This window comes from Glutamicibacter sp. NPDC087673 (assembly GCF_044743255.1).
In the GTDB taxonomy this organism is placed as follows: Bacteria; Actinomycetota; Actinomycetes; order Actinomycetales; family Micrococcaceae; genus Glutamicibacter.
The window spans coordinates 338,211-360,932 of sequence record NZ_JBIUWB010000001.1 but is presented as its reverse complement, the minus strand read 5'-3'; the positions used below and the strand labels follow the sequence as shown (position 1 = coordinate 360,932).

General features: G+C 62.8%; 25 protein-coding genes and 1 pseudogene. 14 read left to right on the top strand and 12 right to left on the bottom strand.

The annotated features are described in order from the left end of the window. Nucleotides 1–7: 7 nt before the first annotated feature. Complete coding sequence (locus tag ACIOTL_RS01720) at nt 8–880, bottom strand: hypothetical protein (protein ID WP_400341433.1); 873 nt, start codon at nt 878–880, stop codon at nt 8–10. Between the two features lie 431 nt (nt 881–1,311). Here ACIOTL_RS01720 and ACIOTL_RS01715 point away from each other — a divergent pair, with 431 nt between their 5' ends. Next, complete coding sequence (locus ACIOTL_RS01715; protein ID WP_105656067.1) at nt 1,312–2,688, top strand: NAD-dependent succinate-semialdehyde dehydrogenase; 1,377 nt, start codon at nt 1,312–1,314, stop codon at nt 2,686–2,688. A gap of 142 nt (nt 2,689–2,830) precedes the next feature. Here the strand turns inward: ACIOTL_RS01715 and ACIOTL_RS01710 are convergent, their stop codons facing one another. After that, nucleotides 2,831–3,148, bottom strand: a complete 318-nt coding sequence (locus tag ACIOTL_RS01710) for a hypothetical protein (RefSeq protein ID WP_286134036.1) — start codon at nt 3,146–3,148, stop codon at nt 2,831–2,833. 676 nt (nt 3,149–3,824) lie between these two features. Between ACIOTL_RS01710 and ACIOTL_RS01705 the strand changes: the two genes are divergently transcribed. From ACIOTL_RS01705 to ACIOTL_RS01690, 4 genes and pseudogenes are all read left to right on the top strand, one after another. Continuing rightward, nucleotides 3,825–3,878 carry a chloramphenicol resistance leader peptide gene (locus tag ACIOTL_RS01705; RefSeq protein WP_124770126.1) on the top strand — a complete coding sequence of 18 codons (54 nt, stop codon included), beginning with the start codon at nt 3,825–3,827 and terminating at the stop codon, nt 3,876–3,878. Between the two features lie 21 nt (nt 3,879–3,899). Continuing rightward, nucleotides 3,900–5,078, top strand: a complete 1,179-nt coding sequence (locus tag ACIOTL_RS01700) for a Cmx/CmrA family chloramphenicol efflux MFS transporter (protein WP_400341431.1) — start codon at nt 3,900–3,902, stop codon at nt 5,076–5,078. Then, nucleotides 5,075–6,066, top strand: a pseudogene (locus ACIOTL_RS01695) (IS481 family transposase). The gene ACIOTL_RS01700 and the pseudogene ACIOTL_RS01695 overlap by 4 nt, the downstream one beginning before the upstream one ends. A gap of 328 nt (nt 6,067–6,394) precedes the next feature. Then, nucleotides 6,395–7,474, top strand: coding sequence for a YbdK family carboxylate-amine ligase (locus tag ACIOTL_RS01690; protein ID WP_400341429.1), 1,080 nt, complete (start codon nt 6,395–6,397; stop codon nt 7,472–7,474). A 114-nt stretch (nt 7,475–7,588) separates the two neighbouring features. Here ACIOTL_RS01690 and bcp read toward each other — a convergent pair whose 3' ends face one another. The 3 genes from bcp to ACIOTL_RS01675 all read right to left on the bottom strand — a co-directional run bounded on the left by bcp (nt 7,589) and on the right by ACIOTL_RS01675 (nt 11,240). Then, a complete protein-coding gene (bcp, locus tag ACIOTL_RS01685; RefSeq protein ID WP_388023603.1) occupies nt 7,589–8,065 on the bottom strand; it encodes a thioredoxin-dependent thiol peroxidase in 477 nt (158 codons plus the stop codon). A gap of 386 nt (nt 8,066–8,451) precedes the next feature. Next, nucleotides 8,452–8,709, bottom strand: a complete 258-nt coding sequence (locus ACIOTL_RS01680) for a DUF4235 domain-containing protein (protein WP_105656071.1) — start codon at nt 8,707–8,709, stop codon at nt 8,452–8,454. A gap of 14 nt (nt 8,710–8,723) precedes the next feature. Further along, entirely contained in the window at nt 8,724–11,240 is a 2,517-nt protein-coding gene (locus ACIOTL_RS01675; protein ID WP_400341427.1) for an ATP-dependent DNA ligase, read from the bottom strand. 158 nt (nt 11,241–11,398) lie between these two features. Here ACIOTL_RS01675 and ACIOTL_RS01670 point away from each other — a divergent pair, with 158 nt between their 5' ends. Next, nucleotides 11,399–12,385 (top strand): Ku protein, encoded by a 987-nt coding sequence (locus ACIOTL_RS01670; RefSeq protein WP_332499155.1) that lies wholly within the window; start codon nt 11,399–11,401, stop codon nt 12,383–12,385. Nucleotides 12,386–12,388: 3 nt separating this feature from the next. Here ACIOTL_RS01670 and ACIOTL_RS01665 read toward each other — a convergent pair whose 3' ends face one another. Together ACIOTL_RS01665 and ACIOTL_RS01660 are read right to left on the bottom strand one after the other, a co-directional pair. After that, the gene (locus ACIOTL_RS01665) at nt 12,389–13,561 is read right to left on the bottom strand and encodes an alcohol dehydrogenase catalytic domain-containing protein (RefSeq protein WP_400341426.1); all 1,173 of its coding nucleotides are present in this window, start codon (nt 13,559–13,561) and stop codon (nt 12,389–12,391) included. Nucleotides 13,562–13,608: 47 nt separating this feature from the next. Beyond that, nucleotides 13,609–13,779: a hypothetical protein gene (locus tag ACIOTL_RS01660; RefSeq protein ID WP_400341425.1), complete on the bottom strand. Its 171-nt coding sequence runs from the start codon at nt 13,777–13,779 to the stop codon at nt 13,609–13,611. Nucleotides 13,780–14,024: 245 nt separating this feature from the next. Here ACIOTL_RS01660 and ACIOTL_RS01655 point away from each other — a divergent pair, with 245 nt between their 5' ends. After that, nucleotides 14,025–15,119, top strand: a complete 1,095-nt coding sequence (locus tag ACIOTL_RS01655) for a hypothetical protein (protein WP_400341423.1) — start codon at nt 14,025–14,027, stop codon at nt 15,117–15,119. Between the two features lie 37 nt (nt 15,120–15,156). Here ACIOTL_RS01655 and ACIOTL_RS01650 read toward each other — a convergent pair whose 3' ends face one another. Then, nucleotides 15,157–16,077 carry an SDR family oxidoreductase gene (locus ACIOTL_RS01650; protein ID WP_400341422.1) on the bottom strand — a complete coding sequence of 307 codons (921 nt, stop codon included), beginning with the start codon at nt 16,075–16,077 and terminating at the stop codon, nt 15,157–15,159. A 312-nt stretch (nt 16,078–16,389) separates the two neighbouring features. On the opposite strand from ACIOTL_RS01650, the gene ACIOTL_RS01645 reads away from it, so the two are divergent. Genes ACIOTL_RS01645 through ACIOTL_RS01635 form a run of 3 tightly spaced genes read left to right on the top strand, consistent with a single transcriptional unit; the run spans nt 16,390 to nt 17,106 of the window. Then, nucleotides 16,390–16,650 (top strand): Rho termination factor N-terminal domain-containing protein, encoded by a 261-nt coding sequence (locus ACIOTL_RS01645; protein WP_105656077.1) that lies wholly within the window; start codon nt 16,390–16,392, stop codon nt 16,648–16,650. A gap of 24 nt (nt 16,651–16,674) precedes the next feature. Next, nucleotides 16,675–16,830, top strand: a complete 156-nt coding sequence (locus ACIOTL_RS01640) for a hypothetical protein (RefSeq protein ID WP_166650857.1) — start codon at nt 16,675–16,677, stop codon at nt 16,828–16,830. Between the two features lie 27 nt (nt 16,831–16,857). Next, nucleotides 16,858–17,106: a hypothetical protein gene (locus ACIOTL_RS01635; RefSeq protein WP_105656078.1), complete on the top strand. Its 249-nt coding sequence runs from the start codon at nt 16,858–16,860 to the stop codon at nt 17,104–17,106. Between the two features lie 105 nt (nt 17,107–17,211). On the opposite strand, the gene ACIOTL_RS01630 is transcribed toward ACIOTL_RS01635, so the two are convergent. Both ACIOTL_RS01630 and ACIOTL_RS01625 read right to left on the bottom strand, forming a co-directional pair. Beyond that, the gene (locus ACIOTL_RS01630) at nt 17,212–17,628 is read right to left on the bottom strand and encodes a CBS domain-containing protein (RefSeq protein ID WP_105656079.1); all 417 of its coding nucleotides are present in this window, start codon (nt 17,626–17,628) and stop codon (nt 17,212–17,214) included. A gap of 334 nt (nt 17,629–17,962) precedes the next feature. After that, the gene (locus tag ACIOTL_RS01625; protein WP_400341420.1) at nt 17,963–18,334 is read right to left on the bottom strand and encodes a hypothetical protein; all 372 of its coding nucleotides are present in this window, start codon (nt 18,332–18,334) and stop codon (nt 17,963–17,965) included. On the opposite strand from ACIOTL_RS01625, the gene ACIOTL_RS01620 reads away from it, so the two are divergent. Together ACIOTL_RS01620 and ACIOTL_RS01615 are read left to right on the top strand one after the other, a co-directional pair. Further along, on the top strand, nt 18,322–18,918 hold the full coding sequence (locus ACIOTL_RS01620) for a cysteine hydrolase family protein (protein WP_400341418.1): 597 nt from the start codon (nt 18,322–18,324) through the stop codon (nt 18,916–18,918). The genes ACIOTL_RS01625 and ACIOTL_RS01620 overlap by 13 nt on opposite strands. Then, nucleotides 18,909–19,247: a hypothetical protein gene (locus ACIOTL_RS01615; protein ID WP_105656083.1), complete on the top strand. Its 339-nt coding sequence runs from the start codon at nt 18,909–18,911 to the stop codon at nt 19,245–19,247. Before ACIOTL_RS01620 ends, ACIOTL_RS01615 begins: the two co-directional genes overlap by 10 nt. Before the next feature lie 74 nt (nt 19,248–19,321). On the opposite strand, the gene ACIOTL_RS01610 is transcribed toward ACIOTL_RS01615, so the two are convergent. Together ACIOTL_RS01610 and ACIOTL_RS01605 are read right to left on the bottom strand one after the other, a co-directional pair. Beyond that, nucleotides 19,322–19,777: a DUF421 domain-containing protein gene (locus ACIOTL_RS01610; RefSeq protein ID WP_133834812.1), complete on the bottom strand. Its 456-nt coding sequence runs from the start codon at nt 19,775–19,777 to the stop codon at nt 19,322–19,324. Next, nucleotides 19,777–20,313: a hypothetical protein gene (locus ACIOTL_RS01605; RefSeq protein WP_400341415.1), complete on the bottom strand. Its 537-nt coding sequence runs from the start codon at nt 20,311–20,313 to the stop codon at nt 19,777–19,779. Before ACIOTL_RS01605 ends, ACIOTL_RS01610 begins: the two co-directional genes overlap by 1 nt. A gap of 190 nt (nt 20,314–20,503) precedes the next feature. Here ACIOTL_RS01605 and ACIOTL_RS01600 point away from each other — a divergent pair, with 190 nt between their 5' ends. Continuing rightward, on the top strand, nt 20,504–21,154 hold the full coding sequence (locus ACIOTL_RS01600; RefSeq protein ID WP_400341414.1) for a 4a-hydroxytetrahydrobiopterin dehydratase: 651 nt from the start codon (nt 20,504–20,506) through the stop codon (nt 21,152–21,154). Between the two features lie 142 nt (nt 21,155–21,296). Further along, nucleotides 21,297–22,535 carry a M20 family metallopeptidase gene (locus tag ACIOTL_RS01595; protein WP_400341412.1) on the top strand — a complete coding sequence of 413 codons (1,239 nt, stop codon included), beginning with the start codon at nt 21,297–21,299 and terminating at the stop codon, nt 22,533–22,535. Nucleotides 22,536–22,722 lie beyond the last annotated feature (187 nt).

Sequence of the window (22,722 nt, the reverse complement as noted above, 5' to 3'; positions counted from 1 at the left end):
AATGCTCCTAGCGGTAGTCGGTGCTGCGCGGATCCCCAGGAGGGTAGGAGCGCAGCGGGTCAACATCCACCGAATCGTCATGCAGCGGGTTGCCTGCCGAATCCACGCGGGTGGTTCCGTGGAAGGACGGGTCAACCCGCACCGGACCTGGCCCGTCAACGCCCGAGGCGTTCGGTGCGCTGGTGGTGCCGGGGCGTGGTTCCTGGTCGCGGTGCCCTGTGGTGTTTTTCGGCTCGCTGGCATTCCGTGTCATACGTCCTGCCAGCAGCCCAGCGCCCAGCGCCAGCCCCAAGAAGGCGGCAGGGCGTTTGCGTGCAAATCCCTTGACCTCGTCCAGCAAGTCGTGCGGCTCGCGCTGTTCGAGCCAATCGGCGGCCTGTCCGCTGTGATGCGAAGCCTGGTCGACCAGCATGGAGGCGGTCCCGCTCGCGCTGGACTGGTCGAGCATGGCGCGGAACTCATCGCTGATGTCGCGCAGGTTGGCCGCGACCTTGCGCTGCTGCGCGGAGGTCTGCTCCTTCAGGTCGGAGCCGAGTTCATCCCATAGGTGGGTGGCCTGGTCCTTGGCCTGCTCAGCGAGCATCGAGGCTTCCTGCTTGGCGCTGTCAAGCACGTGGGTGGCGGATTCCTGGCCCTCGCGCGCCAGATCCTGGGCTGCCTGCGCTTTACCCGAGGTATTGCCGCTTCCTGCGGACTGCAGGTCATCGGAATCATGCGCGTCGGCCGGTACCGGTTCGACAGTGCCCGAAGGGAACAGGTCGGTTTGCGGCTCGGTCAACGGATCCGGATCGTTCAAGCCGTGGCGGACGGTTCCGGGTTGCGGGGTGCTGCGCGGGTCATCGGGGAATGGATTCGAACTGGTGTCATCGTTGGTGCTCATGTCTTCCCTTCCTCTGCTGCTGTCGTCAGCTGCGGGTGGCGCGGCAGGTGGCCGCGCATCCGGCTCCGCAGTCCGTGCGGAGCGCTGCTGGTTGCCTACGACGCTAGGCAAGAGCGCGCCGCAGGTCACGGATCGCGGCCAATGCGCAGGAAGCATTCAGGTTCGATGGCGACAGCTCGGAGCTTCCAGGAAAGCAGGAGGCAAGCGAGTAGGATCGAGCCGGATCCCGAGCGTCCAGCGCACCACCCGGCGCAGCTGCGAGGAGTCCAGCAGCCCCTGCAATCCCTGCTGCGGCCCAGTCCGCGGCTTTGGAGGAACAGCGGCAGTTTCCGTGGCGAACACGCCAATACCCGAACAGTCCGGGGCATTGGCGACGGGAACTGGAAGACTGGGCGCTAAGTGTCCAACAAGCGAATCTTCGAAGGAGCACCATGTCCACTTATGCCGTTACCAATCCCGCCACCGGCGTAGTCGAAGCAACCTACCCGACTGCCACCGATGCGCAGATCCAGGATGCCATCGCCGAGGCGCACAACGCCTACACCCAGTGGTCGGTCTCCGCACTGGAGGAACGCGTCGCCCTGCTGGAGCGGGTGGCAGACATCTACGAGGCACGCGCCGATCAGCTGGCCGCGATCATCACCCGCGAGATGGGCAAGCCCATCAAGCAGTCGCTGGGGGAAATCGGCATCGTGGCGGCGATCTACCGCTACTACGCCAAGAACGGTCCGGGGTACCTGGCCGACGAGGAGCTGGAGATCGCTTCGGGCGGCAAGGCGCTGGTGCGCAAGGAAGCGGTCGGCGCGCTGCTGGGCATCATGCCGTGGAATTTCCCGTACTACCAAGTGGCACGCTTCGCCGGGCCGAACCTGATGAACGGCAACACCATCCTGCTCAAGCACGCGCCGCAGTGCCCGGAGTCGGCGCTGGCCATGGAAGAGATCTTCAAGGAAGCAGGAGCCCCGCAGGGCGCGTATGTGAACATCTTCGCCACCAATGACCAGGTCGCGGACATCATCGCCGACCGCCGGGTGCAGGGAGTATCCCTGACCGGTTCCGAGCGCGCCGGAGCGGCCGTGGCAGAGATTGCCGGGCGCAACCTGAAGAAGGTGGTGCTGGAACTGGGCGGCTCGGATCCATTCGTGGTCTTCGACGACGCGGACGTGGCGCGCACTGCCAAGCTGGGCATGCGCGCCCGCTTCGGGAACACCGGCCAAGCCTGCAACGCGGCCAAGCGCTTCATCATCGATTCCTCGGTCTACGAGGACTTCTCCCAGGCGCTAGTGGAGCAGGTGGCCGGAATCAAGGTGGGCGACCCGGCCCAGCCGGAGAACTTCCTCGGCCCGCTGTCCTCGGCCGCGGCCCGCGACGGCTTGGCCGCACAGGTGCAGGACGCCATCGACAAGGGTGCCCAGGTCCTGGCCGGAGGCAAGCCGATCCAGGGCGAGGGCGCATTCTACGAGCCGACCATCCTTGCCGGGGTGACCCCCGAGATGCGTGCCTTCTCCGAGGAGCTCTTCGGCCCGGTCGCCGTGCTCTACAAGGTAGATGGCGAAGAAGAAGCCGTGGCCCTGGCCAACAACACCGACTACGGGCTGGGAGCTTCCATCCACACCCAGGACATGGAACGCGCAGAGCGCGTTTCCGTGCAGCTGCAAAGCGGCATGGTGGCCGTCAACGAGCCTTCGGCTTCCTACCCTGAGCTGCCATTTGGCGGCGTGAAGCGCTCGGGCATCGGCCGCGAGCTGGGCAAGTACGGCATGGACGAATTCATCAACCACAAGCTGGTGAAGATCGCTGGGCGCTAAGACAGGGGATTGCGGCAGCGGTCCTGGCTTCCCCGGAGAATTCCGGGTAAGCCAGGACCGTCAGTCGAAAATGGCCTATATGCGGTTAGCAGCGAGCCGTTGAATCAGCGGCACCTGGGCGGGGCCTCCAGTGCCCCGGCAGCTAGCTGCGCGTCATCGCCAGCGGCCACTGTTCTTCCGGGGTGAAGACTGGCAGGGCGTTGGCAATTGCCGTGTGGGTCCAATACCGAACTCGGAAGGCCAGCATGCCGCTTTCCTCCGCTTGCTCGAAGAGCGTGCAGATCCGGGTATTCGCAGGAGTCTCATCGACGATCCGGAGAGCACCGTTGGGAGGCGAGACATGGATGAAACGAAGCTGCTCGCCCTGGGCGTCCAGTATCGCCACGAGAACAGCGCAATTGTGAACGGAAGCGAGGCCCATGACGTCGTCTACCGGCTCGTTGAGTTGTGCAATGATCACGGGCATTCCTTGGATCCACCCGTACTCGCTCAGATGGGAGCGTCCTTCGCGCGACCCCAGGAGTTCGGCGACACGTTCAGCAGTCTTGGACCTGACTATACGTCCTGGCATTAGTACTACCTCCACTTTGTTCGTAACTCTCGAGTGCACCCATAAGTCACGCCACTTCGCAGATTGCGGATTAGCCTGCCGGCAGGCAAGGCTCGCCGTCGTTGAGAAGCGGAGTGTGTTTCAAACCTAGGCCACTTGATCTGCGACCGGGAGGGGTGGCCCTGGGTTCTCAGCTAATTTTCAGGCTCAGAGGAGAGCTTTTTGAACTTAGCTTCCGGCCTAGTCAGTAGTTTGTTTGGTCTGCCGCGGACTGCCCGTCGCTAGGCTTCGTATGTACGCCGGAACGGACCGCATTTCCAACGTCCACAGCCGTGCTTGCTGTTCGCCGCAGCTGCGGGCAGATCGTTGCCGCTTCCAGAGCCAGTTGTGATGTCCAGGGACAGTGTTCTGCCCCCGCGCGCAACGACGTCGTGCCGATTAGGGACGTTTCTATCCACGCCACGCGCAGTCGAGCGCTGTAGAGTTCGGGATATGTCGAGTCCCGAGTCAGACAAGTCCGGGGTTGTCGGTCACACCGCCAGCCCCTTCAACCAGTAGTTACGACGCCCACGATCTGTGTTGGCGTATGTCTGGCGTACCCGGGGTGCTGGCCGTGGTGACAAGAAGAACCATTTCTTGATTTCTCACCTCGGAGTACTCGATGCCTTTTGCTCTCTACATGCTTGCCTTGGCGGTTTTCGTCATGGGCACTTCAGAATTCATGCTCGCGGGATTGCTCCCCGCGATCGCGACCGAGCTTGACGTCTCGGTCGGCACGGCGGGCCTGCTGACTTCGGCCTTCGCGATCGGTATGGTCATCGGCGCGCCAGTGATGGCGGCATTCGCTCGCCGTTGGCCACCGCGGCTCACGTTGATCGTCTGCCTTCTCGTGTTCGCGGGAAGCCACGTCATCGGAGCGATGACACCCGTGTTCGCTCTCCTCCTCATCACCCGGGTGCTCAGCGCTCTTGCAAACGCAGGATTCCTCGCGGTAGCACTGAGCACGGCCGCTACTCTCGTGCCAGCGAACCAGAAGGGGCGTGCACTGTCGATCCTGCTCTCCGGCACGACGATCGCAACCGTCGCGGGTGTCCCCGCTGGGTCTCTGCTCGGCACAGCGTTGGGCTGGCGAACGACGTTCTGGGCAGTCGCCATCCTCTGTATTCCGGCGGTCTTCGGAGTCGTTCGAGGGATCACGAACAATGCCGGTCAGACCGCAACTGCCGGGTCCTCGCCAAGGCTTCGTGCCGAGCTCAGCCAGTTGGCGACGCCGCGGCTCATCCTGGCCATGGCACTTGGAGCGCTGATCAACGGAGGGACCTTTGCGGCGTTCACCTTCCTCGCCCCCGTAGTGACCGAGACTGCGGGGATGGCTGATGGGTGGGTGTCCTTCGCACTGGTGATGTTCGGCGTCGGATCATTCCTTGGCGTCACGATCGCTGGGCGACTGTCAGATCAACGCCCCGGCGTCGTGCTTGCAGTCGGCGGCCCGCTGCTGCTGACAGGATGGATCGGATTGGCATTGGTCGCGTCGCATCCCGTTGCGCTTATCGTCCTCGTCTTCGTTCAGGGCTTCCTGTCGTTCGGCATTGGCAGCACCTTGATCACGCGTGTGCTGTATGCAGCGTCGGCTGCTCCAACGATGGGCGGTTCGTACGCAACCGCGGCATTGAACCTCGGTGCCGCGGCGGGTCCTGTGCTTGGCGCGTTCGGGCTCGCGGCAGGGTTGGGGGTGCTCGCGCCGGTCTGGGTGGCCGCGGCATTGGCGGCGGCCGCGCTCTTGACCATGGTGCTGAGCCGGCGCACGCTTTTGGAAACCACTGCGGAGGCCAATCGATGACTGATCCAAATGCGCTGCTCACGCCTCGTACCCGTCTCCGGATAGCCCGTCTGATCGTTGAAGACGGCTATCCGGCCACGATGGCAGCGAAGATGTATATGCTCTCTCCGATCACTGCCCGGAAGGGGGCCGGTCGTTGACGGGAAGAGGGTGGGCATGGGATGCAGCATCGCTCCAGCAGGCCGCATTGCAATCCAGGCAGGACGCCCGAGCATGCCAAGAAGAAGCAGATCATCAATCTGCGCTTGCGACTTCGGCTGGTCCAGCCCAGATCGCTGCGTGACTTGGTCTCCCGGCGTCCAGGGTTCACGCGGTCCTCGCCCGTTGCCGCGTGAACCGCCTCTCCCGTATCGATCGTGTCACTGGTGAGCCCTTGCGGCGACATGGGCACCCTTATCCGGGATCGTTGATCCATGTCGATGTCACGAAGTTCGGGAATATCCCCGTCGGTGGTGGACATCGTTACGTTGGTCGGCAGCAAGGCGCACGGAACAGAACCGCCACTCCGGGACTGCCCAGAGGCAAAGACCACAAGCCGCGGACCGGAACGGCGTTCGTTCACACAGTGATCGACGACCACCCCCGAGCCGCTTATGCAGAGATCTGCATGGACGAGCGGGCAAGCACAGCGGTGGGAGTTCTCGAACGCGCTGTGGCCTGGTTCGCTGAACGGGGCGTGACCGTCGAGCGAGTCCTATCCGGCAACGGGTCGGCCTACAGATCCCACCTTTGGAGGGACTTCTGCGCTCGGCTTGGCATCAGACACAAGCGAGCACCTCCCTACCAGCCGCAGACGAACGGGACGATCGAGCGGTTCCACCGCACACTCGGGGGCGGGTGGGCTTATGCCAAGTTTTACGGTTCAAACGCCGAGCGATGCCTGGCTCTGCCCGGCTGGCTCCACTTCTACAACCACCACCGACACCACTCAGCGATTGGCTGCGCACCCTTCGCCCGACTAAACAATGTCCCTGGACCTCACAGCTAGTTCAGATTTCATGTCCGATTCATTCTGGGTTGATGGGAAAACCATGAGAATCCATCGGGCAAGCAGATGCAGCCAGGCTACGGGATCTACTGTTTCAGAATCCGCTTACGCAGAACGCAAGCCGCCGAGGCGGATGAAGCTGCGGCCATCCGGATATTCGCAGCCTAGCTGAAAGGGGATTGATCATGCGGCAATCCGTTCCGCGCAAGAAGAAAGATGAGCAGTTCCCCGCTAGTTCGCATCAGGCAGACCAGGTTAGCCAGCAGTAAGTCAACACAGGCCGGTTGCTGGTCCGACGCCCTAGCAGCCATGTTCCGGGAGGCACGAAATGAGCACCTTTGGCATTGAAGAAGAATTCTTCATGTTCGACGCAGAAACAGGGTTGCCGGCCAGCACGGATAAAGAAGCGTTACGGCAAGCGCTGGATTCGCAACGCAATGGCGAAGTGCAGAACGAACTGCTTGCTTGCCAAATAGAACATGCCAGCGCCATCTGCGAAGACCGGGATCAGGCCCTGCATGAGCTGGGAAGTTTCCGCAGTGCTCTGGCAAGCGAAGCGGCCTCCCGCGGCCTGCTGGTCGCGGGTTTGGGCGCGGCGCCGATGATTGCCCAGCAGGCTCCGGAGCTGACCGATAATGCAAGGTATCGGGAAATCGGCAACTTCGTTTCCGGAATAGCGTCAGAGCATTACATGTGCGGTTTGCACGTCCATGTGTCCATCCCTGATTCCGAAGCGGGAATTCGTGCGCTGAACTTCTTGCGCGGATGGCTGCCATTTCTTTGCGCCCTGGGCGCCAATTCTCCGTATTGGAAAGGGGGCGACAGCAACTTTTCATCGTGGAGAACCATTCACTATCGAAAGTGGTCCGTCCAGGGAATTCCGCCGTACTTCAAGGATTCGAAAGACTATGGGACTCGGCTTGCGCGAATCAATGGAACCGATGCAGTTCCCGACCCAGGCCACATCGGATGGTCCGCCCGGTTGTCGGAAAAGTACCCGACACTCGAAATTCGGGTCGCGGACTCGCAGTTGAGAGCGCAGGATTCGGTATTGCTGGCCGTGCTCATGCGAGGGCTGGTCGAGACTGCGGTGGCCGGCGAATTCGATGCGATCGAGTATCTGCCCGAAGTCCTGGACCTCTCATTGTGGCAAGCGGCCAAGAACGGAATCACCGGAGTGCACGTGGACACGCGAACCGGAGAGCAGGTCGCTGTGGAGGAACTGGCCCGCAGAATGCTCCGACTCATTGAGGGCGCACTGAAGGAACATGGAGATTACGACTATGCTGTGATTTCACTCAGGAACATGCTGGAGACAGGCAATGGAGCGGTCCGCCAGCGGGCTGCATTCGAGCGCGGTGCTTTCACGCATCTGTTGGCCAATGCCCATTCCGAGATGCAGATGTAGCTTGCCGTCCAGAGATCCTCAACGCAGTCTGCAGGATGTGGCCGGGGCCGGTTAAAGTTGGCCCCGGCTCGAAGCGTCCGGGCTGGCACCGGAAAGATCCGGGTGCGGAATCCTCTAGACTCCGAGGGAATCGCGAAGTCGCGCCACATGCCCTTGGGCGTCCACAGAATATTCAATTTGGCGGATGCTGCCGTCTTCATCGATGACTGCGGTGGAGCGCAGCGTGCCCACGACGGTCTTTCCACCGATGTTCTTTTCACCGTAGGAGCCGTAGGCTTTGGCAACTTCGTTGCCCGGGTCGGAAAGCAGCGGGAAATTCAGCGATTCATCGCTAGCGAAGGCAGCCAGCTCTTCCGGAGCGTCCGGAGAAATGCCCAGAACGGAGAATCCTGCGGCCTGCAGCGAATTGAGGTTGTCGCGGAAATCGCAGGCCTCGGTGGTGCAGCCGGGAGTCGCGGCCTTGGGGTAGAAATACACGATCACTTTCTGCCCTGAATAATCCGAAAGCGAGATGGTCTCTCCCTTGGCATCTTGCAGGGAGAAGGCTGGCGCTGGCTGGCCGGCGGTGAGCGGAGAAGAATGGGCAGTCATCGATTCAACTTTCATATAGTGATATTTTGTTTTCATTCTAATTCAGTGGATGCACTCAATGCCAGAGACTTCTGGGATATATTTCCGACGGACTTCTGGAAGGCAATAACCTCGCCATGGACCGTGTCGCACACTTCCAAGGCATCAAGGAAGGCTTGAATGCTGCAAAAGCCTGCAATCCCGTTGGCAGTTCTGCCTGCTGGAGAAGCTGTCGACCGGCCAATTGGTCACCATGCGATTCCCGCAGGCCGTCAGCCATCCGCGATGCACCAGGGCAGTGCACACCGGGCAGAAAGCTGCCCGGCACCAACGAAAACACCGAGCCGTGCAACTGGGCAGCAGCTGCGCGACCCGGTGCATCCGGTTACCGGCCAGAATGCGGCCTGCTAGCGGTTGGCGGCCTTGGCTTCGAGGGAACGCGTCCACCGTTTGGCCATGGCCTGGATGGCAGAAGCGCTTGCCCCCGAGATCACGGCGAACGCCAGCACCTTGCCTACGGCGGCCTGCTGCTGCTTTTCGGGGTTGGCCAGGGATGGCGGTTCTTCACCCATGGCTTTATGCCAGACCCCGGAGACGAGCTTGGCTCCGAGCCAGCCTGCGCCGAGCGAAATCAGGGTTCCGAAGATCTTTACCAGCAATTTCATGTTCTGCTCCTCTGTTAGTGGTTAGTTGGAGTTTGGTTCCCGGCCGGATCTGCCGGTTCCCAGCGGACCTCATCCGGTTGCTTCTCTTCGCGCCAGCCGCGCCACACCGGATGGCGCAGAAGGCGGTCCGAGGTCAGTTCGCTGTATCGGACTTCTGCCACGTATTTCGGACTCACCCAGTGGGCATCGCTTTGATGCGCTGCCGGGATGTTCTTGGCCGGGGGAGTCTTGCGTTCGATCTTTTCAAGCCGCTCGCGGATTTCGGCCAGTTGCGCGTCGCTGAATCCGGTGCCCACCCGGCCGGCGTATTCCAAGCCGCCATTTCCAGGAATGGCCAGCAGCAGCGAGGCCAGGCTGCCGCTGCGCGACCCCTGTCCAGACCGCCAGCCAATCACCACAGCTTCCTGGTGCCGCTGGTGCTTGAGCTTCACCCAGCTGCCGCTGCGCCGGCCCAACTCGTAGACGGAGTCGCGTTCCTTGGCCACCACGCCTTCCAGGCCCAGCGCACGGCTGGTCTCGATGGCCTGCTCCAAGGTCCCGGTGTGGGCCGGTGGCACCTGCACGTACCGGTGGTCGAGATCCAGGCCCGCAAGCCGTTGGCGGCGTTGCGCGTAGGGCAGGGAAGTCAGATCCACCAGTCCTGCATCCTTGTCATATGGCAGCTGCAGCACGTCGAAGACCATGTACTGGATCCTGATGGCCGAGGCCTGCTTCGTGCGTTTCTTCCGCTGGTGGGCCACCCGTTGCTGGAGCAGCGAGAAGTCAGGGCGGCCCGAAGAATCCAGGGCGACGATTTCCCCGTCCACCACACAGCGGTCGGGCAGCAGCGAACCGAGGATTTCGAGTTCCGGGAAGTCTCCGGTCAGGTCATGGCCGTTGCGGCTAATCAGCTTGGTTTTGGCGCCATCGACTACTGCCAACGCGCGGTAGCCGTCCCATTTCATCTCAAAACTCCAACCCCGCTCGCCGGAGATCTCCCGAGCAGTGCCGGCAGTGGCCAGCATGGGGCGCAACGCCTGGCCCGACAGGTCAGCCACGGCCTGCTTGGCGCTAGGCTCGCGAGCAGCCTCCGGTTCTTCGCCACCGGAATCAGCGGACGTTCCCGCACCGGCTCCTACCGGCTGATCCTTGGCCAGCTGCAGCAGCCAATTGTCCTTGCCGCCCATCCCTGCGGCCTGGATCAGCACGAACCGCCGGTCCACTCCACCCAGCCCGCCCTCGCGGGAGCCGGTGAGCACTGCGATGACTTCTTTGCCTTCGCGCCACTTCTCGATGGTGCAACTTCCCGAATCCCAGATCGATACTTCCCCGGCACCGTATTGGCCCTTGGGGATGCTGCCTTCGAAGCTTGCGTAGGAGAGCGGATGGTCTTCGGTCATGACCGCCAAGCGCTGGATTCCTGGTTCCAGGGGTGGACCTTTGGGCACCGCCCAGGAGACCAGCACTCCGTCGTGCTCCAGGCGAAAATCCCAATGCAGCGCGCGGGCATGATGTTCCTGGATGACAAAGGAGAGGCCGGTGCCGTCCTTTCCGCCCGGCTGCATGGACTGGGAATTCCCGGATTGCTCCGGCACCGGTTCAGGTGTCAGCGCCGCATCGCGCTTGGAGCGGTAGACCGCCAGGCGATCGGGATCCTGCTGTTGTCCCGAGGCCAGCTGCGCCAGCGGATCGATTCCATCAGCAATGCGGTCCAGCACCTCGTGGAAGTCCAGCTGCTCCAACCCCGGCGCTTCGATTTCCTCCCAGGTCCGCGGGGCCGCGACAGTGGGCCGTGCGCGGCCGCGCAGAGAATACGGGCACACGGTAGTCTTCGAGGCGTTGTTCTGGCTCCAGTCCACGAACACCTTGTTCTCGCGCAGCGAGCGCTTCATGCTGGCGAGAACCAGTTGCGGATGCTCCTTCTGCAAGGTGGAGGCCAATTCCTTGGCCACCTCGTTGACTTGCTCCGAGGTGTATTTGCCATCCAGTCCGGCATAGAGGTGGATGCCCTTGGAACCGGAGGTCACTGGAAAGCTGGGCAGGTCCATGCCGTCGAGAATCTCCCGGCAGATCAAGGCGACTTCAGCGCACTGCTCCAAGCCGGCGCCCGGACCGGGATCCAGGTCCAGCACCAGCCGGTCCGGATTGGCAGGTTCCAGCGAGGAATCGAAGCGCCACTGAGGAACATGGATTTCCAGCGCAGCCACCTGGGCCATCCAGGCCAGCACCGCCTCGTTGTTGACTAGCGGATAGATATTGGAGTGGGTCTTGTGCTGCAGCTTGGCCGAGGGAATCCAGCCTGGGGCAGAGTCCTCGAGATCCTTGCGGAAAAACACCTTGCCCGGTTCTTCGGGGGTCCCCACGCCGTCCACCCAGCGCTTGCGGGTGGCCGGGCGCCACGCGGCATGCGGAATCAGCACCGGGGCCACCTGCTGGAAGTAGTCCATGACTTCGCCCTTGGTGGTCCCGGTCTGCGGGTACAGGACCTTATCCAGATTGCTGACCTTCAGCGTGTGCCCCGCGACGGTGACGGTTTGCTCCCTGCGTGCCATGCGCTGTCCTTTGCTTTGCCTTATGAGGACCAATCTTCCCGAGCGGCGCCGGGGAATCCAGCGTTCCAAGCAAGCTTTGCGTTTCGCGCTGCCGAACCTCAGCGCCGCCTGCCAGAATCACTAGGGCAGTGACACACTGGCTGGAAAGATGCTTCACTATGCCCATGCGAGCTATCTGGACTGGATCAATTGCCTTCGGCCTGGTGAACGTGCCGGTCAAGGCCTACGGCGCCACCGAGGACCACGACATCGACCTGCACCAGGTCCATGACAAGGACGGCGGACGGATCCGCTACGAGCGCCGATGCGAAGTGTGCGGGAAGAAAATCGCCTACAAGGATCTGGACAAGGCCTATGAGGACGGAGAACGGACCATTGTGCTCACCGATGAGGACATGGACGCGTTGCCTGCGGAGAAGAGCCGCGAAATCGAGGTGGTCCAGTTCGTCCCGGCCAGCCAAGTAGATCCCCTGATGCTGGAGAAGAGCTACTATCTCCAGGCGGACTCCAAATCGCCCAAGGCCTACGAGCTATTGCGCCGAACGCTTCAGGACACCGAGAAGCTGGCAGTGGTGCGCTTCGCCCTGCGCCAGAAGACCCGGCTGGGCATCTTGCGTGTCCGATCCAAGGTGATGGTGCTGCAAGCGGTCATGTGGGCGGACGAGCTGCGCGATGCCGAGGCAGTGGCACCGGAGAAATCACCGCGGATCAGCGAGCAGGAACTGAAGATGTCTGCCTCCCTGGTGGACCAGTACAGCAGTGATTTCACGCCGGACGAGTTCCAGGATGACTACCAGGTCCAGCTGCAGGCGCTGATCGAAGCGAAAATCGAGCAGGGCGAGGACCTGGATACCGAGGCGACCTTCGGATCCCCGGACCAGAGCAGCGAGTCCGGCGAGGTCATCGATCTGATGGAGGCGCTCAAGCGCAGCATTGATGGGCGCAATGCCAAGGCCCCGGCCAAGGCAGCCAAGGATGGGAAGGCCGCGGCGGCGAAGAAACCAGCGGCGAAGAAACCTGCGAAGAAAACCGCAGCCAAGAAGCCGGCCGCGAAGAAACCAGCCACGAAGAAGGCAACGGCAAAGGAGGCCTCCTCCTCGCCACACAAGAAGAAGGCCTCCGGTTCCGGGAAGAAAAGCGCCTAGCCGCTAGGGCTTGAGCACCACCTTGATGCACGCATCCTGCTTCTTCTGGAAGGTCTCGTACATCTGCGGACCGTTCGAGAGCGGCTGCTCGTGCGTGACCAAGTCGTCCAGGCCCAGCGGATCGGCTGCATCCTCGGCCAGCGGCAGCAGCTTCTGGGTCCATGAGCGCACATTGCATTGGCCCTGGCGGATCTGGACCTGCTTGTCGAACAGCTTCACCATCGGCATCGGGGTGGCGGCCCCGGCATAGACACCGCTGATCGACAGGGTGCCGCCGCGGCGCACGGCATCGATGGCCGAATCCAGCACGCTGGTGCGGTCCGCGGAGACGTTCTCCATGGCCAGCTGCGCGGCCCTGTCCGGCAGCAACCCGGTGGCTTGCTGGAACATCGAGGAGACCGGGGAACCATGGGCTTCCATGCCCACCGCATCGAGCACGGCATCGGGGCCTCGACCGGTGCGCCCGCGCAATTCGCCCACGGTGTCCTTGGTGAAGTCCAGGGTCTGGATGCCGTGGCGCTCGGCCATGGCGCGGCGTTCTGCCACCGGGTCGATGCCCAGCACCTCATAGCCCAGGTGCCGGCCGATGCGCGCGGCGAGCTGGCCCACCGGCCCGAGCCCGTAGACCGCGAGGGTTCCGCCGTCGGGGACATTGGCGTAGTGCACGCCCTGCCACGCGGTGGGCAGGATATCGGAGAGGAAAAGGTAGCGGTGGTCGGGCAGCTGGTCGCCAACTTTCACCGCACCGTAATCGGCATGGGGCACGCGCAGGTATTCGGCTTGGCCGCCGGGCACCTGTCCGTAGAGTTCGGAGTACCCGAAGAATTGGGCGCCCTTGCCGTGCTTGCGCACCTGGGTGGTCTCGCACTGCGACTGCAGGTCGTGCTGGCACATCCAGCAGTGGCCGCAGGAGATGTTGAACGGGATGACTACCCGGTCGCCTACCGACAGCTTGGTTATGCCGCTGCCGACTTCCTGGACGATGCCCATGGTTTCGTGGCCCAGCACGTCGCCGGCATGCATGTAGGGGCCCAGCAGCTCATAGAGATGCAGGTCCGATCCGCAAATCGCGGTGGAAGTGACCTTGATGATGATGTCCCCGGGATCCTGGATCACCGGATCCGGGACATCGCTGAAACCGATCTTTCGCTTGCCTTGCCATGTCAATGCTTTCAAGAGGTTATCTCCTAGTCGTATCGTTGCCGGCGGGACACAAACGCGGATCAGTCGGTATTGAACTGGTCGGTGTCCACCTGGTCCGGGTCCTGCTCCTCGGCTGGCTGCTCGAACGCGTCTTCGTGGTCCCCGATAGAATTCTGTTTTTCCTCCGCGGGCTCATCGGGCGTTGGAGTGATCCCCGGGTGCCGCTCTTCTTCTGGCTGGGTGGATTCCATGGACTGTCCTTTCTTCATCAGATGGGCGATGGCACCGACCATTCCACACCGGGCAGCAGGCAACAAGGCAAGTTTGATGGGCATTGCCTGTGAGTCGGGGATCCCCGGAATTCCGGGGATCAAGCGTGCACTGCCGGTGCTGATTCCTGCAAGGTTGCTGAACGGCACTGCAGGCCCGGGCGCGACTTCCTAGTGTGTGCTGTGGGAGCGGGCCAAGCTGCTGCCCTGAGAGCTGCGAGGTGCTGATGAGCGTGCAAGAGCCCGAGAAGCGCACGGTGGGATTAATTGCCGACCCTGGCATAGCCGACGCGATGGCCAATCGGATCGCTGCCCGGCTGGAAGGGGTCATGGAGAAGCTGCAGGAGCACGAGCAGCAATGGGACGTGCAGGTAGCTCCCTTTTCCCTGCCCTTGGGGGAGAGCGGACGGGTCGCGCTGAACGACAAGGTGCCCAGGCTGCGGGAGAAGCATGGCTGGGACTTCATCATCTACCTCACCGATGCACCGCACTATGTGCAGAACCGGCCGGTGCGTTCGGTGATTTCCGTCGAGGATGCCTCGGCCGTGCTTTCCATGCCGAGCCTCGGGTTGGCCCGACCACGCACCGTGGCACGGGAACTGGCCGAACTGGTCAGGGAATTGGCTACCGGCAAGCAGCCGGCTCCGCCTCCGACCCCGCTGGGAAGGGCGATGAGCGTGCACGCCAGCCGGCAGGACGGGCAGAACGAGCAGAACCGCATCTCGAGCATCGAGGGTTTGCGCGGGCGGCTGCTGCTGATCGCCGGGATGGTGCGCAGCAACCAGCCGTGGAAACTGGTGCCGCGGCTTTCCTCCGCGATGGCAGGTGCGGTGGCCACCGGTGCTTTCGGCGTGTTCTACACGAGCATCTGGTCCATGGCCGACTACCTGCCTGCCGGGCGGCTTTCGCTGATCACGGTCTCAAGCATCCTGATCCTCACGCTCTGGCTGCTGCTGCACAACCGGTTGTGGGAGAGGCCCAAGGGCAACCGCCGCCGCGAGCGGATGGTCGTCTACAACGCGGCCACCGTGCTGACGGTCGGGTTTGCCGCGACAGTCATGTACCTGCTCTTGTTCCTCGCCCTGCTGGCAGGCTCTCTGATTGTCATTGACCAGGAATACCTTGCCTACCAGCTGCGCCACGATGTCACGCTGGCCGAATACATCAACCTTGCCTGGCTGGCATCCTCGCTGGGAACCATGGGCGGAGCCATCGGCTCCAGCTTTGACGAGGTCAAGGAAGTCCAGCGCGCCACCTTCAGCCAGCGCGAATACGAGCGGAGGAATATGGAATTCACCATCAGCAAGGATGACGTGGAATGATCCCCGGGCCCTATCGCCCGGGGACCTGTTCACCGTCCTACGGCTGGTTCTTGCCGCCGTTCACGTGCACCGTGGAACCGACCACGTAGGAAGCCTCATCGCTGGCCAGGAACACATAGGCCGGGGCCACTTCCACCGGCTGGCCGGCCCGGCCAAGCCAGGTATCGTGGCCGAACTCAGGCAGCGCCTCGATCGGCTGGCCATCCGAAGGCTGCAATGGAGTCCAGATGGGGCCCGGAGCCACGGCATTAACCCGGATGCCCTTCTTCGCTGCCTGGGACGCCAGCGACTTGGTGAAGTTGCTGATCGCGCCCTTGGTGGCGGCATAGTCCATGAGGTGGTCCGACGGATCGAAGGCCTGGATGGAGGTGGTGTTGATGATGGAGCCGCCTTCGGGAAGCACCTGCAGGGCTGCGCGGCTCAAGGCGAACATCGCGAAAATGTTCACATCGAAGGTGGCTTCGACCTGCTCGTCGCTCAGCTCTTCCAGGGACTCGACGCTGATCTGCTTGCCCGCGTTGTTCACCAGGATGTCCAAGCCATCCAGCGCGGTCACCGCCTCATCGATCAATGAATCGCGGTAATTGCGGTCCCGCAGGTCCCCGGGCAGCAGGTGGACTTCGACTCCCGCATCTTCCAAAACCCCGGCGATGGCATCGGCATCAGGCTGTTCGGCGGGCAGATAGGCCAAGGCGACCTTGGCTCCCTCGCGGGCAAAGGCGATAGCCACCGCCGCGCCAATGCCGGAGTCGCCGCCGGTGACCAGGGCGCGTTTTCCGGCCAGCCGGTCCCGGCCCTTGTAGCTGCGCTCGCCATGATCCGCCTTGGGCTTCAGGTCCCGGTCCAGGCCGGGTTCCTCCTGGCGCTGTTCGGGCGGGCTGATCTTTTCCTTGCCGGCGCGGTCTTCGCTGCCGTTACCGAGCGGCTCAGTGCGGTTCTGGGGATTCTTCTCGGGCATGGGATTTCCTCCTGCTGTTGCGGCAGGACGCCGGTGCGGTGCGCTCAGCGGCGTCCGGGTTCAGTTCCAGTGTGCTCCGGACCCTCCGCTGCGCGCGGATCACCTCCACCTTTGGCGGCAACAGCCAGACTTTTTTCTGCGAAGATCCAGTTTCGCACCCCGCTGCATGAATTGTGCTACCGCTGAAGTCTGGGATTCAGCGCAAAGTCCGGCAGGGGCACTGTCCCCTGATCAGTGAAGTGGCTAGCGTGGAACGCACAGTGCTGGCACTGCAAAAGGGCCGGCTGGCGAAGCGTGAGAGGGAGGAAACCCATGGCAGGCAAGAGCCGGATCAAGGATGAAGAACTCTACGAGGAGCTGCGCGAGGAGGGGAACTCCAAGCAGAAGTCGGCGCGCATCGCCAACGCCGCCGCCCGCGATGGCCGGTCAGCAGTGGGCAAGCGCGGAGGCAAGGCCGGGGACTACGAGGACTGGACGGTCCGGGAGCTGCAGGACCGGGCCAAGGAAATCGGCATTGATGGCCGTTCTAAAATGCGCAAGGCCGAACTCATCGAAGCCCTGCGCAATTCATAGCAGACCGCCATGGAAGGAGACGCAATGAGTGAACGCGAGAAGCCCGAGAATCCGGCTCGCACCACGCAACCGGATGACGATGCCCAGCCAGGCGACGAGCGCGTGGTTCGCCGGGGCAGCATCAACGAGAACACCGAAGATGAATCCGAGGAAAGGGAAGAACGCTATGACGCAGGTTGAACTTTCCTGCCAGCGAAAGGAGAAGCCGTGACTGGCAAAGCAGCGGACAGCCCCCGCAAACATCGCGCTGGCCTGTGGCTGGCGATTGTCGGCGGGCTCGTGGCCGTAGGATTCGCCATCTATGCGCTGCTCGCAGCGCCGGACAGCACCTCAGGGCCGCTATGGATCGTGGCCGGCTGGGGCGCATTGGTCTTCATCTACGGCCTGTACCGCGTGATCCGGGGACCGAGCTCCTTGGACGATCCGCGGGGAGGCACAGACGCCAACGGACGGTGACGGCGTTCCCGCCAGGAGAATCGCAGGAGAACAAGGGCAGAGCTTCCGGGAAAACCATGGTTTTCCCGGAAGCTCTGCGTTGTGGTCCGGCTGGGCTGGGAGATCCTAGTCCTGGGAAATCCCTTCGACCAGGTTGCCGGTGCTCTGCTCGTCGTAGTAGCGGGCGACGTCTGCTTGGGCGAGCATGCCGACTAGCGAATGCCCGTCGATGACCGGAAGCCTGCGCACCTGGTGTTCCTGCATGGTGCGGATGGCTTCTTCGACCGAGTCGTCTGCTCCGATGGTGACCGGCTTGCCCTGGGCGTAATCGGCCACCTTGGTGCTGGAAGTCACGACGCCGTCGGCAACGCAGTTGATGACAATGTCGCGGTCGGTGATCGTGCCGGCCAGGCGGTTGTCCTTGCCGCAGATCGGCAGCATGCCGACCCCGAGGTCCTTCATCATCTGGGCGGCCACTTGAATCGAGTCCTGCTCCTTGACGCATTTGGCAGGCGAGGTCATTAGTTCCTTGGCTGCAACCATGATCGTGCTCCTTTCGCGTATTTTTGTGGGACACCCTCCACGCTCCAGCACAGCAAGCACGTCTTCAACCATTGCCAGCGAGCTTGCAGATGCGCCCCCTCGACTCTGGCAACAGCCGATTAATCATGTACTTGTGCCGCCAATAGCTGGTAGTTGGTAGAGAACCGGGAAACGCAACGTGAGGAGAATGACCATGGGATTCATCGACAAAGCCAAAGATGCCATTTCGCATGCTGCCGACAGATTCAAGGATCCCGACAAGGACCTGGTTGAGAATCTCTGGCCGCTGGGGCAACCCGACGACGAACACCTGCCAGCCGACTCCGGGGAACCGTCAGAAGAGGACCTGGAGCAGCCCGGGAATCACCTGCCTCCTGTCCAAGGAGCCGACCCCGACCTCGACGATTCCCCGGAAGACCAGTATTCCGAAGGCGAAGGGGACCGCTAGCTGTTCCATGGCCAATCCGAGTTCAGGAGGCAATCCATGCAGACCTGCGATATCTGCGGCAATGTAAGCGAAACGGTGTTCACGCTCAGCCGGAACGGGCGCTCTGGCCGCTTCGACAGTTTCGAATGCGCCATCCACGCCATGGCCGAAAGGTGCGCGCACTGCGGTTGCGCCATTCTGGGCCACGCTGTCCACGACGTCCAGAAGGCGTACTGCTGCCAGCACTGCGCCGAACACGCTGAGCCATGAGCGCGACAAGCGACTTCAGCCACCCTGCGCTGCTGCTCATTGACCTGCAAGAAGGATTCTTCGAGGATCCGGTTCTGGCACTGGCCCGCCAGGATCTGGCAGCCCGCTGCAACCAGCTGGCCGTGGCGGCGAGAGCGTCCGGATACCCGGTGATCAGCGTGCGCACCGTGCACAAGGAAGATAAATCCACATGGACGCTGAAGATGCTCGAAGACGACCAGGGCTACCTGTTCGAAGGAACGGGGCAGGCCGCGTATCTGGCGGAGTTGGAACTGGACGGGGCCATCGAGGTGGTCAAGCGCAGGGACAGCGCTTTCTGGAATACGGCGCTCAAGGACCTGCTGCTGCAGCACCGCGCCAGTTCGCTGGTGATCGCCGGGGTCTCCTCCGAGACGTGCATCTCCGCCACCGCGGCCGATGCCTTCGCTGCGAACTTGCCGGTGGCGGTGGCCACCGACGCCACCGCATCGGCCGACCCGGATTTCGAAGGGACTATCTTGGAATTCATGCGCAAGCAGCATCGGCAGAAGCTGAAGTCCACCTTGGAAATCATTACCGATTGGAAACACGAGAAGGAGCTGGAATGTCACTGAATAATTCTGAATTCGACGACGTGCGCAAGGACTCGGACACGGACGAGCCGTTGGATGGGCGCGATAGCCAGCCGGCGGCTGGGTCATCGGATGCACCCCAGGCCCAGGACGCCGAGGATCCATTGCGCGGAGCAGACCGGGTGCTGGAGGAAAACGACGGCGATCCCTTGGCGCTCAATCCCGAAACGCTGCTACCCGAACCGATTGACGGGCAGCGTCCGGTCGACGATACGCTGCTGGACTACCCCGACCAGGATGACGAGCAAGGCCTGGACGCCGAGCGGACCGCCAACCTGCCGGACCAGCGGGAAACACCCGATCAGCAGTAGCGCGCCGGCGGGCTGAGAACCGCAGAAGGGGCATCCCGTGCAGGGATGCCCCTTCTTCCAATTGCATTATATGGTCACGGGCGGGATTCGGCTTCCTGGGTGAAGAAGGAAATCTTGCCGCTGGCTTCCAGAATCGCAAGCCGGATGCTGCTGTAGTTCTCGATGCCTGCCTGGCGGGCGAGCATGCTCAATTCGTCCAGCCCAATGCGCTCGTTGTGCAGGGCCTTGCGGTCCAGGACCCCGTCGCGGATCAGCACAATCGGGCGGCCCTGCATCAGCTTGCCCAGCTTGGGCCAGCGCATGTTGGCGAAGTTCAGTGCAGCGGCCAGGACCACCATGGTGAATACTGCCAGCAGGCTGCCGGTGAGCGAACGGTCCTCCATGGTGATGCCTTGCTGCACCAGGTCGCCCAGGACGACGAACAGCACCAGCTCGAAGGAACTGAGTTCGCCGAGGGTCGATCTGCCGGCGGCGCGCGTAACCAGCCACAGGATGATGAAGGCGGTGGCTGCGCGGATGACTATTTCCATCAGGGGATCCTCCAAGTTCTGATCTTCAGGTCGGTGCTTTCGCCGTTGACCGCAATTCCGAGCACGCCCTTGGCGCTCGGCGACCATTCGTCCGAAGCCCGGCCCGTGAGGGTGGCCACCATCTGCCGCGACCCCGGTGCCGGGGCGACCTCGAATTCAATGGTTCCATCAGCTCGGCTCGACTCGGACTCGGGTTCGGGAAAGGCCGAGAAGTCCTCGAAGAGCATGAGATAGTCCTCGCTCAGGTCCAGCGTGATGGTCTCGGGCAAGGGGTTGGCAGAGGTGATCTCAACCCTCAGCTGGATTTCATTGCCGGCACGGACCACCGCGGGATACTGCAGCTGGACCGCGAAGCCGTCGGCCTGTTGTTCCATGCTCTTCTTCTGGTCGAATGCGCCGAGCAGAGCCGCCAGTACGAAGGCTGCAATCACGAGCAGGGCGGCGAGGCTCAGCAGCCGGCGTCTGCGATTGCTGTCCTCCGAGGTGATGTCATCCAGCGTCGAGTCGCTGATCTTGGCCTGGAAGATGTTCAGCATGGCATTCTGCCCTCCTTGCGCTATTCCTATCGAGGCTAAGCCGATTCGCCCGCGCCAGGACCAGCCGAGTTCCGGTTCACAGGCGGCATCCAGTTCGCAGCAGCTGGCGCTGGCGCTAACCTGTGCATTGCGGGCGATCGCTTGAGCCGGCCGGGAAGTGGTGCCACAGTTGCACCAAAAGGAGGAGAACATGACCGTGAATGACCGCATTGAAAGCACCGAATTGGCCTCCCGGCTGGAGGCTTTGCCGCAGTGGCGGAAGCTGGCCGGCAAGCTCTGCACCGTGTATGAGGCCAAGAGCTCGGCAGAGGCCATCGAATTGTTCAGCGATATCGCTGCCGCAGCGCAGATGGCCAACCACCATCCGGATGTGGACTGGCGCTACAACCTCTTGTTCGTTTCGACAGTGTCCCACGACGCCGGTGGCGACATCACCGAACGGGACCTCGCGCTGGCCTCGGAAATCTCGCAGCGGGCCGCCGCCTTGCATGCCAAAGCGCGACTGGATTTGATCAAGATGGTGGAAATCGGCATCGACACCGACGACGCCCAAGCCATATCCGGGCAGTGGGCCGCTGGACTGGGCTACCGCGAGCAGGCCGACGGCAGCCTTGCCGATCCAGCGGGCAGGTTGCCGGGCATCTGGTTCCAGGAAACACCGGACCCGAACCCAAACCGCCTGCATCTGGATGTGTGGGTCCCGTTCTCCGAAAGCGAGCCGGTCCTCGAGGCGCTGGGCAGCGAAAGCGCCGGCCTCGATGCCCAGTATGCGCCGAGCTTCACTGTGGCCACGGACCGGCAGGGCAACAGGTTCTGCATCTGCACCGAACGGGACCGCTAGCGGCACCAGCGCTCGCCGGATCTGGCTCCCGTTGCAATCGGCCGGATTCTGGACTGTCCTGCCGGCCAGGGGATAGATTGAAAACGAATTAGCCAGCGGGGCCCTGGGGCTCAGCGCAGCTGGGCGCGATGGAAGGAACCCGATGGGCACTGCACAGGAAATCACCGCCTCGATCTTGGAGCAGCTGCCCTGGCAGGAGGAGCTCTACAAGCATTTCCACCGGCATCCGGAGCTGGGCCTGGCCGAGCACGAGACCTCGGCGCGAATCTGCGAGGAACTCGAGGATCTGGGCTATGAAACCTGCCTGATCGGAGGCACCGGAATCGTCGGGGTCCTGCGCAATGGCGACGGGCCGGCGGTACTGGCCCGGGCCGACATGGATGCCCTGCCGGTCGCCGAGGACACCGGGCTGGAATATTCCTCCACGGTCCCGGGTGCCATGCACGCCTGCGGCCATGACATGCATATGGCCACCCTGCTCGGCGCCGCCAAGTTCCTGGCCGGGAACCAGAAGAGCTGGTCCGGCACCTATCTGGCGTTGTTCCAGCCGGCCGAGGAAACCGCCGCAGGCGCCAAGGCCATGGTGGCCGACGGGCTGGTGGAGAGGATCCCGAAGCCCGATGTGGCGCTGGCCCAGCACGTGATGCCGGCGGAAGCCGGAATGATCGGGACTACCGCCGGGCCGGTCCTTTCCGCCGGCGACAGCCTGCGCATTACCGTCTACGGGCGCGGGGCCCACGGCTCGATGCCGCATAATTCGGTGGACCCGGTGGTTATGGCTTCGTCCATCGTGCTCAAGCTGCAGACCATTGTTTCGCGTGAAACCCGGCCCGGGCAGTTCGCCGTATTGACCGTCGGCGCGTTGAATGCCGGCAGTGCCGCGAACATCATCCCGGACCGGTCCCAACTGCTGCTGAATATCCGCACCTATGATCTCCAGCTGCGCCAGCGCGTCATCGACTCCATCCAGCGCATTGTGCGCGGCGAATGCGCCGCCGCCGGCTCGCCGCGGGAACCGGACTTCGAGTTCTACGACCAGTTCCCGCTGACCAGCAATGACGCGGTGGCCAACGACCGGATCACCAAGGCCTTCGAAGCCCACTTCGACCAGGGCCAGGTCTACCAGGCCGATCCGGCCACCGCCTCGGAGGACTTCAGCATCATCCCGGATGCCTTCGGCATCCCGTACACCTACTGGACGGTGGGCTGCGCGGATCCGGACACCTACCGGGCGGCGGTCGCCGAGGGCGCCGTTGCCTCGAAGATCCCGGCGAACCACTCGCCATTCTTCGCCCCGGTGATCCATCCGACCCTGGAAACCGGAACCCGTGCCCAGGTGGTAGCTGCCTTGGCCTATCTGGGCCGCGGGGCACGGGACTAGGCAGAACGGTGATGTCCACCGCAAGAGGAGCTGGTGGCAAGTAACCGGCACCTGTCCTGCCGGTAAGTACACGGTTTATGATTAACGCCACCATGCCCGGGATCCTGCGGCAATGCGGGTGCTTTCCAGTGATTGATAAAAATCAATCGCAAGGATGATTCAAAGTGTCCAAGGCGAGCGCTAGACT